The following is an 18,464-nucleotide window of genomic DNA, read 5'->3' on the forward strand; positions in this document are numbered from 1 at the left end:
TCGCCTTTGAGTTAGGGTATATGGACCCTGCTTATTTCTCTAATTTCTTCAAAACTCAAACTAGCATATTCCCCACTGATTTTCGCAATCAGTTATAAATTTTACAAGCGTTGGAATGATTACTCTACACTTCGCTTTTATTTTAGTGGTAAATTTGTAGAAATTAAAAAAAAATGAAAAATTCAGGCATAACACGTAAAAACTTTTTAAGAAACTCTGCTATTGGAGTCGCTGGCCTAACCGTGGGCTCAAGTTTTTTGAACACTGCAAACGCTGCTCCTCTTGAAACCGAGCCAAATATAAAAAAAACCTTCAATGTCCATATATTAAAAAATGTGAGACTCGAAACTGGCTTCATTTATAAAGACGGAGAAGTTAACGGGACAAAAACAGATCTTTTTACTGTAGAAATCGCCGAAGGTAAAATAAAAAGTATATCAAGCAACACACCCACGGCAGACGCTATTGACGCCAAAGGATTATTAATGCTTCCTGCTTTCCGAGATATGCACATCCATCTGGATAAAACATTTTACGGAGATAAATGGCAAGCGGTAAAAAAGAGAAGTGATGGCGTTAAAGGAATGATTGCTCTGGAACAGCAAATTATTCCCGAAATGTTGAAAAACTCAACTTACAAAGCCGAGAAACTTATTGAATTATTGCAATCTAAAGGAACGTCGTTTGCTAGAAGTCATGTAAATATTGATCCAACATCAAAATTGCAGTCTTTAAAAAATTTGCAGGTAGCGCTAGAAAATAAAAAGAATGGTTTTGATTCAGAATTAGTAGCTTTTCCGCAACATGGTGTGTTTTACACGGATTCTGTTCCATATCTTAAGGAAGCTGCCAAAATGGACATCGATTTCATTGGTGGGTTGGACCCTTTTACCATTGACGGCGCCATTGAAAAAACAATCGATTTTACCGTTCAACTTGCTTTAGATAATAATAAAGGTATTGATATCCACTTACACGAATCAGGTAAATCTGGATTAGATACAGTTGAGTACCTTATTAAAAAAGTCAATGAGAACACCAAGCTCAAAGGGAAAACGTATTTGAGTCATTGCTTTGTTCTTGGAAAATTAGATAAAAACAAACAAGAAGAAATAGCTGAGAAACTTGCGGAGTCGCAAATAGGGATTGTTTCTTCCATTCCTTTTGCGGGAGTTATAATGCCAATTCCTACTTTGCTAAAGCACGGTGTCAGTGTAACTACTGGTAATGATAGTATCGTCGATCATTGGAATACTTTTGGTACCGGAAGTGTCCTTGAAAAAGCTAATCTAGCCGCTAAATTATATGGACGAGCAACAGAATTTGATTTATCGCGAATGCTAAAACTAGCAACGGCAGGACCAATTCCTTTAGATGATAATGGTAGTCAACAATGGCCAAAAACAGGAGACCTTGCAAATTTTGTGTTAATTGACGCTAGTTGCTCTGCAGAAGCTGTATCACGGATATCTCCAGTAAAATCATTAATTCACAATGGAAAAATTGTGTTCTAATCATTATTTTATATGAAAACGATTACTATATTAATATTATTCCTATTTAACTGTGGTTCGTCACAGTATACAGAAAGAACAGACACTATGACCGCGTCAAATCTATTAAACTTAGTTCATGAAAATGATCTAATTGGTGTAGAAGCTGCATTAAAAAATGGCGCAAACGTCAACACCACAGATTCACAAAACAACTCTTTATTGCTTATTGCCACACAGAAACAGTATATAGAAATGGCAACATTGTTGGTAAAACATGGAGCAGATGTCAACCAGCAAGCTAAAAACTTAGATAGTCCATTCCTTTATGCAGGTGCTACGGGACAAACTGAACTTTTAAAAGTGTTTTTAGACCATGGAGCACGTTTTGATATTTTTAATCGCTACAATGGTTCAGCATTAATACCGGCCTGCGAGCGTGGGCACGTAGAAACAGTAAAACTATTAGCTAACACCAAAAATTACCCCATAGATCATGTGAACAGATTGGGATGGACTGCCTTAATGGAAGCTGTTATTCTAGGTGACGGGAGCAAAAAGTACCAGCAAATTGTAAAAATCTTAAAAGATGCAGGAGCACGAATGGATATACCTGATTTTGATGGAATCACTCCACTGCAACACGCAAAGGCAAGAGGGTTTCATGAAATAGTCCGTATAATGGATTAATAAATTGAATTTAGCAATTCATAGTATAATGTAGTAGTTCGCTTAAAAAATCTGGTAGATCCTATTTTAATAAATCGAATGTTTATGAATGTGAGTTTTATACTTTATCAAAACAACTTGTTCCTTCAAGGTTATAAATTTACCTTTCGCCGTAATAAAAAATGTACCTAATTTGCCACAAACCCTTGGCCAAATTAGTTTAGTTAAGGCATTTTTAAGAAAATTATACAATCTACCAATTCAATTTTGCTATTGAATCAATTTTGAGAGTATACCCCATTGCTTCAACAGACATAGATATTTGGTAATTTAAAAAACAATTAATTATCGAACAAACTGCATATCGACTGACCATTATGCGATCAAGGAATATTCTTGGGGAGTAGCACAAATTAAGCATATAATTTAGTCAATCTATAGAGGAAGAATTTTGCATCTCTTACTCCTCGAAACACCACCCTAAATTCTTTGATTTTAGCATTGAAAGATTTTGCGGAAGCATTGGTGCTTCTGTTGTTAAAATATTTCAAAATAGGTTGGTAATGCATTTGTATGGACCTTGCGATGGTATGGAAGATCATGGAATATACTTAGGGAGCATCACAGATTATGCATATAATTTAGTTAATCTGTAGAGGAAGAATTTCACATGCCTTACTGCTCTGAACATCGCCCTAATCCGATTCTTTTGAATTGGGAGCCCTTAAAAATTCTGAAATACTTTTAATAGAAATCTCTATGGAACTACCTGCGCAGGCTAAATAAAAAAAAAGAATTAATAAAGAAGTAAAAAAGCCGCTAAAATGGTTAATGTTTATTTAATTGACCTGCTTTGATGACAAGTTTTTTATAACTTTAATTTTTAAGAGCTAATTTTATAATTCAACTACCTTAAAAATAAAACGAGAAAATGATAAAAAGATTTTTTGTAATCGGAATGCTAACAACAACAGTAGTTATTTCCTGTAAGGATAAGCAGAAACAAGGAAACATCGATTCTACCGCCACAGAGCAAACAATTTCTAATGATGTGGTTACCCAGTCACTGACCAATAAAGATGGCGAAACCCTTGAAATGTCTTTTGACAATTCAAAAGGAAAGGCAACCGTAAATTTTAATGGGGAAAGCATTGCTTTGAACCAGGAAATGGCCGCATCGGGTATTTGGTATAAAAATGAGCACTATGACTTGCGCGGAAAAGGAAACGATATCTGGCTTAAAAAAGACGGCGAAGTGATTTTCGAACATCAGGACAATAAGGTAAACGTAGAAGTGAAAAGTGACAAGGGCGATGTTTTAACAATGACTTTTAACAACACGGCCGGGACGGTTAAGGCCTATTTAAACGGCGGCGAACAAATTGATTTGGAACAGAAAAAAGCCGCATCTGGAATTTGGTATGAAAACGACGCGTATGAGTTGAGAGGAAAAGGAGATCATTATATCCTGACCAAAGGCCGAGACACCGTTTTTGAGAATTAGAACTGTGGAGTCAAATTCCTTTCCCACAACTATTTAAATAAAGCAAAAAAATATCAGATCAAGCCATAAAAAAAATGAAACTTGCTGAAGATCTATTGTTAAGGGCAGATCTTTTGAAAAAAAATGAACATTTTCAAAACAGGATCATACCCGTGTTAATCGTTTCTGATGATAAAGTGCCCCTAGAAGATCCAGATAAATTACTCGGCCGTTCATTTACATAGATCATATGGGCCCAGTTAAATTAAGTAAACGGTAAAATTTTGATGTTTTGCGACATCCGCACATTGGTCTTTCTACACTAACATTTTTATTTGAAGGCAGCATTATGCAGTAAACTGTTTATGCTTGAAACAGACGGTGAATATTGGTGACGAACTTTATGGCGGATCTGGTTTATATATTCTTGAAGGTGCCATTGAAAGCGAAGGAAATGTTTATGACCCCAAACAATTATTAGCGGCAAAAGACAGCACACTTTGCGAATTCACCATTCAGGAAAACAACACCATCTATATTTTTGGTGGCGAACCTTTTCCTGAGGAACGATTTATTGACTGGAACTTTGTTTCATCAAATAAAGTACTTATTGAAGAAGCCAAGCCAAAATGTAAGGAGCAATCGTTTGCTAAAATTAAAGGAGATGAAACAGAATACTTTCCCTACCCAACACCAAGATTTTAAAAGAAATTTAATTAAAAAATTATGAATACAATATTAGGATTACATCACATCACCGCCATTGCTGGCGATGCGCAGCGTAACTACGACTTTTATACCAAAACACTTGGATTTCGTCTGGTAAAAAAGACCGTTAATTTTGACGATCCACAAACCTACCATTTTTACTACGGGAACGAAGTTGGCTCACCTGGAACCATCCTTACCTTTTTTCCGTGGGCAAATGTGAGGCAAGGAAAGAACGGTGCCGGTATGGCCACAGATATCGGCTATTCCATACCAAAAGGAAGCTTGGATTTCTGGAAAGCCCGTTTTGAAAATCTCAATATTTCTTTCAACCTTAATGAACAATTTGGAGAAAAACAACTTTCTTTTCAGGATCCTGATGGATTGTGGCTCACTATAATTGAAACGATAAATAAAGATGGGCGAAACGGGCTTGAAAGCGCTGAAATAAAGTCTGAAGTTGCAATCAAAGGATTTCACACGGTCACCTTGACCCTGAATAACATTAAAGCCACAGCGGAAATCTTAACTGAAGTATTCGGTTACAAACAAATTGCACAAGAAGGCAATTTATATCGCTATAAAACGGATGCTGTAGAAAACGCAGCTTTAGTAGATTTATTGGAAATGCCTCAGGCCCAAAGAGGTTTAAATGCGGGAGGTACAAACCATCACGTGGCTTTTCGTGTTAAAGATGAAGAGGACTTGATGTCGATGAGAGAAAAAATTATGGCTAGAGGTCTTCACATCACCGAGAAAATAAACCGAGACTATTTCTTTTCGCTTTATTTCCGTGAGCCGGGTGGTATACTATTTGAAATCGCGACCGACAATCCCGGATTCGCAACGGATGAAACGGTAGAAAACCTGGGAGGTTCACTGCAATTACCAGATCAATATAAAGCGATGCGAGCTAAGATTGAAAAAGCACTGCCAAAACTTAAAATGTAATTTCAAGAAAAATGCACAAGAAAAATATACAAACGGCAGGTAAATCTTTAAAAGAGGCCGAGAAGGTTTTAATTATGGTACATGGTCGTGGAGCGGATGCCCGTGATATTCTTGGTCTTGCTCCGTATTTCAATGTATCTGAATACGCCTTACTTGCCCCTGAGGCCACAAATAACACTTGGTATCCATATTCCTTTTTGGCCAAACCAGAGCAAAATGAGCCGTGGCTTTCATCTGCTCTTAATATATTGAAAGAAACTTTAGATGAGGTAACTAACCACGGAATCTCCGCCGAAAACATTTACTTCCTCGGCTTTTCGCAGGGCGCTTGTCTTACATTGGAGTTTGTTGCCCGTAATGCGCAGAAATTTGGCGGCGTAGCGGCATTTACCGGGGGACTTATTGGCGATAAATTAAACACGGAGAATTATTCCGGCGACTTTAACGGAACTCCCATATTTATCGGAACTGGAAATCCCGATCCGCATGTACCGCTAGAACGTGTAAATGAAAGTGTCGCCATTCTGCAAAAGATGAATGCAAAAGTCTCCTTAGAGGTATATGATGGTCGACCTCATACTATTTCCCAAGAGGAGATAGAAGAAGTGAATAAATTCATTTTTAAATAATTTAATCACAGAAATATTTAGTGAGGAATAATTTTTTTTAAAATATCGGGTACACTGATATAAATCAGGATAAAACAGAAAATATAGCCATAACTTTGCTCAGCACAGCTATCTAGAGCTTAAGAGCGGAAGCCATGTTTGGTTTTTAAACATGAACAATTACGGAATATATTAATAAATTAAAATTAATCTAAAATGAAGAAGAAGTTTTTTAATGCGAAATTTTATCGCAACGAAGCTGCAACGGAAATGATTGTAGAAAATGGAAAAATCACTCAAATTGGAACTAATTTACCAAAATGTGATGACGAAATAGACCTCGGCGGCAAGCTGGTGTTACCTCCTTATGTAGATCCACATTTGCACTTGGATTATGTTTACACCTTATCTGAACTAGGACAAGAAGGTGCCGGCTCAGGTACTTTGTTTGAAGCTATTGAATTATGGCCAAAATTCAAAGAAACCTTGACGGTAGAAAGTGTAAAGAAATTAGCGATGAAGGGAATTGAGGATGAGGTTTCTCAAGGTGTACAGCACATTCGAACACATATTGATGTCACAGATCCTAATTTCACAGCATTAAAAGCGATGTTGGAAATGAAGGAAGATCTAAAAGATACAGTGGATATCCAAATTGTTGCTTTCCCACAACAAGGAATGTACACTTATAAAGGCGGACTTGAATTAGTGGAAGAAGCATTGAAAATGGGAGCTGATGCTGTTGGAGGAATTCCGCATTACGAACCTGCTAGGGAATTTGGGGAAAAATCCGTTCACGATATTGTTCGTCTTGGTTTAAAATACGACAAAATGATCGATGTTCACTGTGATGAAACGGATGATACACACTCCCGTTTTGTGGAATTACTGAATGCTCTCGTCCTTATGGAAGATTACGGCACCAGAACCACTGCAAGTCATACCTGTTCGTTTGGTTCCGCAGATAATTCTTATGCATTTAGAATGATGGATCTTTTCCAAAAGAGCAAAATGAACTTTATTGCTTGTCCTACAGAAAACGCTTATCTACAAGGTCGTCAAGATACTTATCCAAAACGCCGTGGATTAACCAGAGTTAAAGAGTTTATAGAGCTGGGAATCAATGTTGCTTTTGCCCAAGATTCAATAAATGATCCATGGTATCCAATGGGGAATGGAAACATGATGAATATTCTTGACAATGGAATCCACCTGGCTCAAACTATGTCTCCAGAAGAAATAAAAACAAGTTTTGATTTAATCACTTATAATGGGGCTCGGTGTTTAAATATTCAAGACAGCTATGGTCTTGAAGTAGGAAAAGCAGCAAACTTTATTGTATTAAATGAAACTTCAGTTTATGAGGCTATTCGCAGAAGAGTAGATGTTTTAGCATCTGTGCGTAATGGTAATTTCTTATTCCGTAAAAAGGAAATGGAATATGATATTCCTTTAAGTTTTTAATCTAAATTAAAAGCTTTTTTAAGTACTTCACTATTGATTATTTCAGTAAAAAAATTGAAAATAATTGAAGTGAAGTACTTACTATATTTCCAAAATTTATAAAAAACAAAGTTATGAGAAATCAAAATATCACTAAACAAGCCAAAAAAGCTTTTCCGTGGCTGATAATGATTTTAATGTCGTCGGTAACTTTTGTGGGAATACTGTCAGAATTAATGCCTTCTGGCGTGCTTCCTCTAATGATGGGCGATTTGAGTATCAGCGAAGTGCAAACTGGAAACTTAGTGGGTTACTACGCGATAGCTTCAGCTATTTTTGCAATCCCGCTTATTTCAATGACCATGCAGTTTAACAGAAAATATTTGCTGCTCACTTTGCTTGGTGGATTTGCTATTTCTAATATTATTGCAGGTCTTGTACATGATTATACGATTATTGTAATCTTAAGAGTTATCGGTGGAATTTGCGCTGGGGTTATGTGGCCGATGATTGCTGCTTATGGAATGCGATTGGTAGATAAACAAGATCACGGAAAAGCCATCGCAGTAATTATGGCAGGAACAACTTTAGGAATTAGTATTGGAATGCCAATTATGACTTCCATCGGCAATGAATATGGCTGGCGAACAGAATTCATAGGTCTTGGATGTTTTATTATCCTGATTGCGTTAATTAGCTTTTTTGCTTTGCCTTCAGCACCAGGAGAGAAACTGACTAAAAGTTCTTCCCCATTTGCGCTATTAAAAATACCTGGGGTTTTACTTATTTTACTACTTACACTACTTGGTGTCATTGCACATTATGGGGTTTATGTTTATATCACAAGTCTTGTTGATGAAATTCAGTTGGCTGGAGGTGTGGAAAGTGCCTTATTGTATTTTGGAATCGGGTCATTGATTTCCGTGTTGTTGGCCATAAAATATACCGATAAGCATTTGCGGCTCCTCACCATATTAATGTTTGCCATTCTAATGATCTCTATGGCTATTTTTCCACTTTTCGGTGGAACAAAAGGTTTGGGACATTTTGCTTTCTTTTTATGGGGACTTTCATTTGGTCCATTAGTAACCTTGTTGCAAGCTGGCGTGAGCAGACAGGTAGAAACTGCAAAAGATGTAGCTACTTCGGTTCAGTCTTCGGTATTCAATTTATCTATTATGATTGCTTCTTCAGTAGCAGGATTGTTGCTCGGAATATATTCGCCAATGAGCCTGGTCTATTTTGCAATTGCTTTATCCATCCCAGGAATGATTATTGCCTATTTCTCAAAAAAGACTTTAAGTTGAATATATTTTTTTAATTGATAATTGTACGTAAAATTGATCATTAATACCCCGTCGATTGCCTCTCAAACCAACTGAGGGATTAACGGGAATTTAATTGGATTTTATTATTTTTAAAGAAAATTTGAATGTGGGAAAAATTGACCTAACCGGCATAAACTGTATTTTACTTTTCGCTTACCTTAACAAATTAAAGTTGGAATAAATGTTTATACGACAAGGTAAACAAAGAACAGCCCGCCACAACTTACAAATCGCTTCTCTATTATCTTTTGTTGCTGGATTGGTTAGTGTAACCGGATTTTTAGCCGTGGCCCAACTCACGACAAACGTGACCGGACATTTTGCTTTTTTGGTCGATGAAGTTTACAGTCTAAACCCCTGGCACAGCCTTGTTTACTTTTTGTATATCCTTTTCTTTTTAGCCGGCTCATTTCTCTCCAATTTCGCCATAGAAAAGATCTCGCGTAGGGATTCTGATTACGTGTACATCATTCCCACCTTTGTAGAAAGTTTAATCCTTTTATTTCTCGGAATTTTCGGAAAATACTTGCTTCCGGGAAATCCTGATTTAATTGCTTGCATTTTGCTCTTTGCCATGGGGGCACAAAACGCATTAGTCACAAGAATTTCAAATGCGGTTGTACGAACCACCCACCTCACTGGCCTTTTTACCGATTTGGGGATCGAGCTCTCACAATTATTCTTTTATACAGATAAAGACTCAAGAGAGGAATTGACCAAAATTATAAAGCTGCGACTTACCATCATTAGTTTCTTCTTTATCGGTGGAATTATAGGTGGTTTCGCTTATACCAAAATGGGGATCTACACCTTAATTATCGGTTCGGTTACTTTAATTTTGGGCATTATTTATGAAAACATCAAATTGAAGTTAAGGTTATTGCAGAAAAAGATTCGCCAATAATCGTATTGGTTCCAACAATTATCGGCTTTTACAAAAGGCAAATCTGATTTCCCGTGGTTCCGAACAAATAGCTGAAGAGTCATTAAAATAATCCTTAGGAAACTGTTGCGTTTTAAGCTTTCTTATAGAAGCAGATTTGATAATGTTCTAAAACTAAATTCATATTAACCGTGAACGGATTTTCGATAGGCTACCCCCCACTTTGCCAACTCCTCGATAAGTGGCGAAAGTGTTGCACCATGTTTGGTAATGGCATATTTCACTGTAATGGGTTTAGTGTCTTTAACTGTTCGGCTTATGAGATGGTTGCATTCTAAATCCTGAAGTTCTTTGGAAAGCATTTTGCTCCCAATGCCCTCAATCTCTCTCAACAAATCCATAAATCCCAATTTGTTGCCTTCTATAAGGGTTCCTAAAATATGGAATTTCCATTTTCCAGATAAAATGCTCATCGTATCGCTAATGGCTTGCATCCTAATTTGACAAACAGGATTATCGTTTATAACTGATTCCTTTTTCATTTATTAAAAATTCTGAATTAAATGTAAAACACCTTCAAGGTAGTTTCTTAGAGGAAACCACTTTCCAAAAGGAATTCAGTGTCAAATATACACTTATTTTCTTTATATTTGTAGCAATCAGTTAATGAGCAGGAGTTTGGAGAAAATGTTGACTGAAATTAATCCTTAAATACAAAAAATCATGAGTAACGAAACATCAAAAAACAATCCACTTATATGCGACATAGAAACCGGAATGTGTGAAACAACTGTTGAAAATACAGATGCAGCTTCTAAAAGCACAATGCAATCCGCTGAAAAATCCATAAAGCTAATTTATTTTACAGACCCTATTTGCTCATCATGCTGGGGCATAGAACCACAATTGCGCAAACTTAAATTGGAATATGGCAATGCCATCGAGATAGAATATAGAATGGGAGGTTTATTGCCAGATTGGAGTTACAACAGTGGAGGCATTGGTAAACCTTCAGACGTTGCTTCTCATTGGGATGAAGTGAGTGTGCATTATGATATGCCTATAGATGGAGATTTATGGCTGGAAGACTCTTTAGAGTCTTCTTATCCGCCATCCATCGCTTTTAAAGCCGCACAAATGCAGGATGAAGAAAAAGCCATTTTATTTATGCGGGAAATACGGGAAATGGTGTTTCTGAAAAAGATAAACATCGCTAAATGGGAACATTTAGCTACTGCTGCCAAAATAGTAGGACTTGACGTCGAACAGTTAAAAACTGATTTTGAAGGCAAAGCAAAAACGTTGTTCCATGAAGACTTAAAATTAGCAAAAGAAATGGGCGTAAGAGGATTTCCAACTATATTCTTTATTGACGAAACCGGGAATCAAGAAACCGTATATGGCACTAGGCCCTATGCCTTTTACGAAATGGCCATTTTAAAATTGAATCCGAATGTCAGCAAAAGTGAATATAGTAAAGATTGGAAAACACTCTTCTCCATCTATCCTTCCCTCACGGCAAAAGAGTTTTCCGAACTGTCCGGCTCACCAAGGGTCGAAAGTGAAAAACAATTAAACAAACTTTCTGAAAATGGAGAATTGGAAAAATTGACAACCAAAAATGGTTCTATGTGGACATTGAACACAAACGCTAAATTCCATTCCTCCAATTAAAGGGCTATAAAAAACATGATTTTTGAGGAGTTTATTTCAGGAAGTCAGTTTCATCAATTCTTATTTTTCGCATATTGACCCTGTTTTGTTTTCTGCCTATATTTCACCAAGGATCAATTAACTATACAATTAAATCTTCACGGGAATGAGCGTCTAATTAAGTTTCAAAGGGATCATCGGTGAACTCTATTGATTTAACTTATATTTGTTTCTACTTTTATAACGATCATTCCCTACTATGAAATTTCCTAATCACATTTTTAACGCTTACTTATGCCTACTGTTTATTGCTGCTTCTACACATAAAATTTACGCCCAGGAAAGCAAACTGAAGGTAATCCCTGAAGTACAACAATTTGATTTTAGCAATGGTCTTTATGAATTACCTCCCTCTATAGAAATAAAGGTAAACACCAATAAAGACGACAGTTTAATGCTTATTGCCACGCAATTAAAAGAGGAGCTCGCAAGCATGTTTACAACTGTAGCGACCATCTCAGTTACCAATGAAACAAAATCAGTTAGAAAAAACGAAATTCTTTTGACCTACAGTCAAACTCCGCTTAAAAATAGTGAAGCCTATACCCTGGAGTTAGATTCTATCAAAGGCATAACTATTAATGGCGCTTCCAGAAACGGCGTATTTTGGGCTACGCGAACAGTGATCCAACTGATTGAAAACCATCAAAATAATATACCATCTGGATTAATAACCGACTATCCTGACTATCCAAGTCGCGGATTTATGCTCGATGTTGGTAGAAAATTTTTTACTATTGACTATTTAAGAGATTATGTGAAAATTCTAGCCTATTATAAAATGAATGAGTTTCATGTTCATTTAAATGATAACGCATTTAAAGCCTATTATGACAATGATTGGTCAAAGACTTATGCAGCCTTTCGATTGGAGAGTGATACCTATCCCGGTTTGGCTGCTGACGATGGTCATTATACAAAAGAAGAGTTTCGGAACCTGCAACGCTTAGGAATGACCTACGGAGTCAATGTGATTCCAGAAATAGATATTCCTGCACATGCCTTGGCTTTTACACGCTATAACCCGGCCTTGAAAGCGTCTGCACCTTATGCAGATGATCATTTGGCCATACTTGATGATGAAAAACTTCCTGTCATCTATGATTTCTTTGATAAACTTTTTGATGAATATATAAAAGGTGAAAATCCTGTTTTTATCGGACCGGATGTCCATATAGGCACCGATGAATATATTAAGGAAGGCAACGGTAGGGATGTTGATAATGCGCAAGCCAAGCGTTTTCGCGAATTTACCAATCATTATCTAAATCATATTGCTCAATTAGGAAAAACGCCACGATTATGGGGCGGCTTGGAATGGTTAAAAGATACGCCATCAACTGAGGTAAAACCGGTAGGTAAAGCTGTCATGAATGCTTGGAGTAAAGATTGGGTGAACGCTGAAAAAATGTTGACGGATGGGTTTGAGATCATTTCTACACCAGACAGTTGGCTTTATATTGTACCAGCCGCAGGTTACTACAGAGATTTCCTAGACATTAATTGGCTTTATACCAACTATAGACCAGAAAAAGTAAATACTGTGTTAACCTTGCCGAATTTTCAAAAAGGACTTTTAGGCTCCACTTTTGCCGTCTGGAATGACATCTCTGGCAACGGAATTTCCCAATTAGACGTGCATTACCGTACTATCCCTGCACTAAAAGTACTCAGTACCAAAAACTGGAAGGTGGCGCCAAGTAAAACACTTGAAGACTATCTTCTGTTAGCTGAAACGTCTTCTGAAGGCCCTTCAGTAAACTTAAGCGGCCGTTACAAAGAGGTCGAATTAAATAAAATAGCCTCTAAAGTTGGCAAAATGCCCGCTCACTTTAATGGCACTAAAGTATTGGACTTAGGTGGCACCAATTTAGGATACAACTATGACGTTTCTTTTGAGATCAAACCAAAAAATAACAACCAAACAAATGCCGTCCTCTTCCAAAGCAACTACGGAAATGTGACACTAAACACAGCAGGTTCAGGTAAATTAGGCTTTTCACGTGACGGCTATACCTATACCTTTAATTTTATTCCTAAAAGTAATAGTTGGCAAACCATTCGTTTGATGGCCGATTACCAAAGTGTTACACTTTATGTTGACGGTGAGCAAAAAGAACAGTTAACGGCTTACAAAAAAACGGAAGGCATTCCAAATGGATTTAATTTTCAACAAACACTGGCCTTCCCTCTCGAAAAAATAGGTGATCAAAAAAATGGGTTTTCAGGAGCGATCAAAAACCTAAAATTAACCTACATTACGCCATAAAATCGATACGCCATCTTAAATGAACAAAGTATAGAATAAGAGGCATAAATGGTTAAAAATAAAGACCAACCTTCTTTTGCGCTCTAAAAAACTTAGTTTCGGCTCGGATTTTGGTTACAAAACATGTGCATTGAAAATCTTACATTGAGGAATGAATGGTGTTGAAAAAAATAAGATTACCAAACAGACGCCATCTAGATAAAAACTAATCAACTATTAGCAAAATGAATATTATTAAAATCACTTCAAAAATATTTTTTCTGTTATTTATGGGGGTTATCCTCACCACAACTTCTTGTTCAGATAAAAACAGCCTACATTCTAAAAACACTGTCTCTTCACCCTCTATTAAACTCTGGTACAAACAGCCTGCTAAAGCACCAGCAATTAATGAGCCACACCGCTTGAAGGAGGATCCAGAGTGGTTAAAGGCCTTGCCTTTGGGTAACGGCTCGTTGGGCGCTATGGTTTTTGGCGATGTTAATCGAGAGCGGATACAACTTAGCGAGGAGAGCATGTGGTCAGGAAGCCAGGATGATAATAACAATCCTTATGCCTATCCGGCCCAAGCAACTATTAGAACGTTGCTGTTTGAAAGAAAATACAAAGAAGCTAGCGCTTTAACGCAGAAAACCCAAATCAGCAAAGGTGTCGGAACAGGTGGCAACGGTGCTAATATACCTTATGGCTCGTTTCAAACCTTAGGAGATTTGTGGTTGGATTTTGATAATGACACTTCTTTTGAAAACTATCATCGTGAACTGGATTTGGAGGATGCCGTGGTAAGGATAAGCTACACTCAAAACGGAGTTCGATTTAAAAGAGAGATCTTTATAAGCCAACCTGATCAAGTGATGGTGGTTAAACTGACTGCTGATCAACCAGGAAAAATTTCTTTTAAAGGCCAGCTTACCAGACCAGAAAAATTCACAACTACGGCCTCAAATGAGCAATTGATTATGCAGGGCACATTATCCGATGGCAAAGGAGGTGAAGGATTGCAATACATGACGCGGTTAACTGCTGTCCATAAAAAAGGTCATATTGACTATTCTGACGCTGGAATTACCGTGGAAAATGCCGATGAAGTGACTTTGCTTTTGAGCGCCTCAACCGACTACCTTTTAGATTATCCTACCTATAAAGGCAGAGATTACAAAACAATTACTCATACCAACTTAATACAAAGCAAACAAAAAAGCTATAATGTGCTTTTAGATACTCATAAAAAAGACTATCAAAATTATTACAAGAGAGTTAGTTTAAATTTGACATCCCAACCCGATACCATACCCACAGACGTTCGTCTTCAAAATTTTAAAACCAACCCTTCAGATCCCTATCTGATTGAAAAACTATTCCAATATGGAAGGTATTTGTTAATATCTTCCTCCAGACCAGGTACATTACCTGCAAATTTACAAGGAATTTGGACAGATAAAATCCAAACGCCATGGAATGGAGATTATCATACCAATGTGAACGTCCAAATGAACTACTGGCCAGCCGAGACAACCAATTTAGGTGAAATGCATTTGCCTTTATTTGATTTGTTAGCGTCTATTCAAGAACCGGGCGCTAAAACAGCTCAAGTGCATTACAATGCCAAAGGTTGGATTTTACATCCGGTTACAAATGTTTGGGGTTACACCTCTCCTGGAGAGGATTCGAGTTGGGGAATGCACATCAGTGGGGGCGCATGGCTAAGCACTCACATTATGGAACATTATTACTTTACTTTAGACAAGGCGTTTTTAGAAAAAACCTATCCCCTATTAAAAGCTTCCGCTGAATTCTATATGGATTGGCTAATTAAAGATCCTGAAACAGGAGAATTAGTTTCTGGCCCTTCATCCTCTCCAGAAAATACTTTTGTGGCACCAGATGGCAGCCATAGCCAAATATGTATGGCGCCAGCACATGATCAACAGGTCATCTGGCAACTTTTTAAAAATTATATTGACGCTTCAATAGCATTAAATATTAACGACCAGTTCTTAACTAAAATAAAGGCTGCACAAAAAGAATTATCACAACCAAAAATTGGCAGTGATGGACGCTTAATGGAATGGAATGAAGAGTTTGAAGAAGTGGAGCCCGGACATCGTCATATTTCTCACTTATTCGCATTGCATCCTGGATATCAAATAGACGTCAACAAAACACCCGAATTGGCTCAAGCCGCACGTCAATCCTTGGACTTTAGAATTAAAAATGGTGGCGGACACACGGGTTGGAGTGCAAGTTGGCTGATCAATCAATATGCAAGATTGGGAGATGCAGAACTAGCAAAAATCAACTTGCACAAAGTCATTTCAGAAAGTTTAAGTCCGAACTTGTTTGGGCTTCATCCACCCTTTCAAATTGACGCCAACTTTGGGAGTACGGCAGGAATTGCAGAAATGTTACTTCAAAGCCAATCCGATGAATTATCAATACTTCCTGCGTTGCCTAAAGATTGGGCGCATGGAGAGGTAAAAGGTTTGGCTGCAAGAGGAGGTTTTATAGTTGATATAAAATGGGAATCTGGAAAACTTATGGATCTAAAAGTTATGTCCAAAAACGGCGGGATCTGCAAACTTCGTTATGCAGGGAGAGAAATGGTCTTACAAACTAAAAGTGGAATGACATATTCTCCTGTTAAGAATGGAAAAATAATGGACGAGATTTCCAGTTCCCGAAATTAAACGACCAAACCATGGTTTTAGGAGCTCCAGTTTTATGAAAAAGATAAGAAGAGTTTTCGGATATTAAAAAAGGAAGATAATTTCCATAGCGAAAAAACGAAGTTGAATGTAATTATGTTCAACTAAATCATTCAGTTCTACCAAATATGTAGCAAAGAGTTTACCCAAAATAATTGCAATTCCTATGATATGGCAAACAACAGATATAGAATAAGTATTCTTATCAAAAAGGATGTTTCGCTATTTTATATCTTTAATCATTGTTGTCCGATTAAAGTTGCGTTGATTTTCTGAGAATAGTGATCAATAAAGTTCTTTCAACGTTTTTGATCCTCAATCCCCTTCATTTCTCGGTTTTTGAAAACTATTTCTAAAACATCATAATCCATTCTAATTATGAATTTTACAGCCCATATTTTCAATTAATTACGTGTTTAGTCTTGGTTCTATCAGCGGAGCGGCGGTTACTGATCTTGTCGAAGTGTCATAATTCTTTTCCGGACAATAGTGATCTTTAATATATATCTAAATTTATTTTAAAGAGAATATCAAGTAAATCCTAAGTTTTAATCATTGTAATAAATAGTCCATTTTGGAAACATTTTTTTTCTTTTGAAATTTTCCTTTAAAAAATAAAACTCCTGATCCAAGTCCTTGGCATTTCTCACAAATAGATAGGTGTTTTTATATTTAAAACGTTCATTTACCTTGCTAACGATCTGTTTATCATTCATATCCCAAAGATGCTCCTTCCAACTATCGTCGTTTTGAAATTGAATCTCTCTTTCTGTAGTATCGTGATTGAATTTGAGGGTTATAAACTCGGCATCGGTATAAAATGGAATCGAACTTAAGAGATAGTCATATACAAAAATGGTGTTTTTATTATCGCCAGACATCGATTTTGTGAAGTCCACAATTTGCTTTGTAGAATTTATCAATGAGTTGTTTTTATTGAATATTTGACTTGAAATCAACAGTAGGGAAACACTAAAAACAGCAGCCAACAAAACAGGTTTTAAGCGGTGGCTATCTTGAATAAAAAAATTGACAACCAACGCTATTACTAAGGCCAGAAAACCAACAATGACCGGCAATATTGAAACATGGACACTCTCCAAATCCAACCCGTAAAATATAACCAATGCAGCACACAAAAGGGCGGAAAAAGACAAAAACCCAATTGTAATAATCTTTCTGGATACTAAAGGCATAGTTTGCAATTGTGAAGCGATAAATATCGCCAACATCCAGAAAACAGGTAAAATGTACATGATGAGCTTTGTACTAAACATCGAAAATAAGATGAACAGCGCAAAGGCCGCCATCAACAAAAGCCTATTCTGTTGGTTCATTCCTGAAAGCTGGCTGAATCTTGATTTCAACTTTGGAAGGATCCCAAGCCACCAAGGGAACAACAACCCGACAATTAAAGGTAAATAAAACCAAAAGGGCTTTGAACGGTTGTAGGCCTTAGAATTCATGCGTGCGACTAATTGTTTTTCCACAAAATAATCCCACAGCTTCGGATTGTCGGCAATTACCATAAGATACCAACTTGCGCCAATTGTAAGGCACAAAAGAAAACCAATGATATGATGGACATTAATGTTGGATTTCTTTTTAAAAAAATATTTATAAGCAATGATGTAGGTCAGAATAAACAGTAATGCCACAGGACCTTTGGTCAGTAGAGCCAAGCCCACAAATACATAAAAAAGATATAAAAAAAGCACCTTTAACTTGATGGTATAATATTGCCAACAGTAAATTGAGGCCAATATAAAAGTGGTCAAAAAAGCATCTGTTGTAAGGTTTCTGCTTGAAATAATCACGATAGGCATTGTAAAATATATTATACCAGAAACAAATGCTATTTTTTTATCTGTGAAAAGCAAATTAGCCATACCATAAATAAGCAGCAATTGAACGGCAATGGCCACCTGCAAAAAAAATCTGGCACCAAATTCATTTACACCAAAAATACGGTAGCCCAAGGTGGTGATATAGTAAACCATTGGTGGTTTATGAAAGTGAAAGACACCTAGTAGTTTTGGGTTAAGATAATCGCCCGAAACAAACATTTCACGACTGATTTCAGCATATCTCGCTTCACTTGTTTCCGCGAGACCATAATTACCCAATCCTAAAATTAGAACACCGAATGCACAACAAACGAATAATAAAAAATAAGAGTCGATGGTTTTTTTCAATTCTTAAACATTTAAT

15 protein-coding genes are annotated in these 18,464 nt (G+C 36.8%); 12 read left to right on the top strand and 3 right to left on the bottom strand.

Annotation, left to right across the window (positions count from 1 at the left end; genetic code table 11):
* The first annotated feature begins 173 nt into the window (after window positions 1–173).
* Both ACOH2D_RS05600 and ACOH2D_RS05605 read left to right on the top strand, forming a co-directional pair.
* Window positions 174–1,514, top strand: coding sequence for an amidohydrolase (locus ACOH2D_RS05600; RefSeq protein ID WP_449534641.1), 1,341 nt, complete (start codon window positions 174–176; stop codon window positions 1,512–1,514).
* Window positions 1,515–1,601: 87 nt separating this feature from the next.
* On the top strand, window positions 1,602–2,183 hold the full coding sequence (locus tag ACOH2D_RS05605; RefSeq protein ID WP_449534642.1) for an ankyrin repeat domain-containing protein: 582 nt from the start codon (window positions 1,602–1,604) through the stop codon (window positions 2,181–2,183).
* Window positions 2,184–2,575: 392 nt separating this feature from the next.
* Here the strand turns inward: ACOH2D_RS05605 and ACOH2D_RS05610 are convergent, their stop codons facing one another.
* Window positions 2,576–2,764 (bottom strand): transposase, encoded by a 189-nt coding sequence (locus ACOH2D_RS05610; protein ID WP_449534643.1) that lies wholly within the window; start codon window positions 2,762–2,764, stop codon window positions 2,576–2,578.
* A 329-nt stretch (window positions 2,765–3,093) separates the two neighbouring features.
* On the opposite strand from ACOH2D_RS05610, the gene ACOH2D_RS05615 reads away from it, so the two are divergent.
* From ACOH2D_RS05615 to ACOH2D_RS05645, 7 genes are all read left to right on the top strand, one after another.
* Window positions 3,094–3,666 carry an MliC family protein gene (locus tag ACOH2D_RS05615; RefSeq protein ID WP_348036790.1) on the top strand — a complete coding sequence of 191 codons (573 nt, stop codon included), beginning with the start codon at window positions 3,094–3,096 and terminating at the stop codon, window positions 3,664–3,666.
* Window positions 3,667–4,014: 348 nt separating this feature from the next.
* A complete protein-coding gene (locus ACOH2D_RS05620) occupies window positions 4,015–4,350 on the top strand; it encodes a pirin-like C-terminal cupin domain-containing protein (protein WP_449534644.1) in 336 nt (111 codons plus the stop codon).
* A gap of 21 nt (window positions 4,351–4,371) precedes the next feature.
* Complete coding sequence (locus ACOH2D_RS05625; RefSeq protein ID WP_449534645.1) at window positions 4,372–5,304, top strand: ring-cleaving dioxygenase; 933 nt, start codon at window positions 4,372–4,374, stop codon at window positions 5,302–5,304.
* A gap of 11 nt (window positions 5,305–5,315) precedes the next feature.
* Window positions 5,316–5,933 (top strand): alpha/beta hydrolase, encoded by a 618-nt coding sequence (locus tag ACOH2D_RS05630; RefSeq protein ID WP_348036794.1) that lies wholly within the window; start codon window positions 5,316–5,318, stop codon window positions 5,931–5,933.
* A 195-nt stretch (window positions 5,934–6,128) separates the two neighbouring features.
* A complete protein-coding gene (locus tag ACOH2D_RS05635) occupies window positions 6,129–7,376 on the top strand; it encodes an amidohydrolase family protein (protein ID WP_348036796.1) in 1,248 nt (415 codons plus the stop codon).
* Between the two features lie 113 nt (window positions 7,377–7,489).
* A complete protein-coding gene (locus ACOH2D_RS05640; RefSeq protein WP_348036798.1) occupies window positions 7,490–8,662 on the top strand; it encodes an MFS transporter in 1,173 nt (390 codons plus the stop codon).
* Window positions 8,663–8,864: 202 nt separating this feature from the next.
* Complete coding sequence (locus tag ACOH2D_RS05645) at window positions 8,865–9,587, top strand: YoaK family protein (protein ID WP_449534646.1); 723 nt, start codon at window positions 8,865–8,867, stop codon at window positions 9,585–9,587.
* A 164-nt stretch (window positions 9,588–9,751) separates the two neighbouring features.
* Here the strand turns inward: ACOH2D_RS05645 and ACOH2D_RS05650 are convergent, their stop codons facing one another.
* Window positions 9,752–10,108, bottom strand: coding sequence for a winged helix-turn-helix transcriptional regulator (locus ACOH2D_RS05650; protein WP_348038223.1), 357 nt, complete (start codon window positions 10,106–10,108; stop codon window positions 9,752–9,754).
* A 181-nt stretch (window positions 10,109–10,289) separates the two neighbouring features.
* Here ACOH2D_RS05650 and ACOH2D_RS05655 point away from each other — a divergent pair, with 181 nt between their 5' ends.
* From ACOH2D_RS05655 to ACOH2D_RS05665, 3 genes are all read left to right on the top strand, one after another.
* Window positions 10,290–11,240, top strand: coding sequence for a ClpXP adapter SpxH family protein (locus ACOH2D_RS05655; RefSeq protein WP_449534647.1), 951 nt, complete (start codon window positions 10,290–10,292; stop codon window positions 11,238–11,240).
* A 238-nt stretch (window positions 11,241–11,478) separates the two neighbouring features.
* Window positions 11,479–13,548: a family 20 glycosylhydrolase gene (locus ACOH2D_RS05660; protein ID WP_449534648.1), complete on the top strand. Its 2,070-nt coding sequence runs from the start codon at window positions 11,479–11,481 to the stop codon at window positions 13,546–13,548.
* 224 nt (window positions 13,549–13,772) lie between these two features.
* Entirely contained in the window at window positions 13,773–16,235 is a 2,463-nt protein-coding gene (locus ACOH2D_RS05665; protein WP_449534649.1) for a glycoside hydrolase family 95 protein, read from the top strand.
* Between the two features lie 566 nt (window positions 16,236–16,801).
* On the opposite strand, the gene ACOH2D_RS05670 is transcribed toward ACOH2D_RS05665, so the two are convergent.
* Complete coding sequence (locus ACOH2D_RS05670) at window positions 16,802–18,448, bottom strand: ArnT family glycosyltransferase (protein WP_449534650.1); 1,647 nt, start codon at window positions 18,446–18,448, stop codon at window positions 16,802–16,804.
* Window positions 18,449–18,464: the final 16 nt, after the last annotated feature.

The sequence above is a fragment of the Gelidibacter sp. genome (genome assembly GCF_053579655.1).

Coding starts and splice junctions, on each gene's coding strand:
- ACOH2D_RS05600 (WP_449534641.1), top strand. CDS start 174: ATGAAAAATTCAGGCATAACACGTAAAAACTTTTTAAGAAACTCTGCT.
- ACOH2D_RS05605 (WP_449534642.1), top strand. CDS start 1,602: ATGACCGCGTCAAATCTATTAAACTTAGTTCATGAAAATGATCTAATT.
- ACOH2D_RS05610 (WP_449534643.1), bottom strand. CDS start 2,764: ATGATCTTCCATACCATCGCAAGGTCCATACAAATGCATTACCAACCT.
- ACOH2D_RS05615 (WP_348036790.1), top strand. CDS start 3,094: ATGATAAAAAGATTTTTTGTAATCGGAATGCTAACAACAACAGTAGTT.
- ACOH2D_RS05625 (WP_449534645.1), top strand. CDS start 4,372: ATGAATACAATATTAGGATTACATCACATCACCGCCATTGCTGGCGAT.
- ACOH2D_RS05630 (WP_348036794.1), top strand. CDS start 5,316: ATGCACAAGAAAAATATACAAACGGCAGGTAAATCTTTAAAAGAGGCC.
- ACOH2D_RS05635 (WP_348036796.1), top strand. CDS start 6,129: ATGAAGAAGAAGTTTTTTAATGCGAAATTTTATCGCAACGAAGCTGCA.
- ACOH2D_RS05640 (WP_348036798.1), top strand. CDS start 7,490: ATGAGAAATCAAAATATCACTAAACAAGCCAAAAAAGCTTTTCCGTGG.
- ACOH2D_RS05645 (WP_449534646.1), top strand. CDS start 8,865: ATGTTTATACGACAAGGTAAACAAAGAACAGCCCGCCACAACTTACAA.
- ACOH2D_RS05650 (WP_348038223.1), bottom strand. CDS start 10,108: ATGAAAAAGGAATCAGTTATAAACGATAATCCTGTTTGTCAAATTAGG.
- ACOH2D_RS05655 (WP_449534647.1), top strand. CDS start 10,290: ATGAGTAACGAAACATCAAAAAACAATCCACTTATATGCGACATAGAA.
- ACOH2D_RS05660 (WP_449534648.1), top strand. CDS start 11,479: ATGAAATTTCCTAATCACATTTTTAACGCTTACTTATGCCTACTGTTT.
- ACOH2D_RS05665 (WP_449534649.1), top strand. CDS start 13,773: ATGAATATTATTAAAATCACTTCAAAAATATTTTTTCTGTTATTTATG.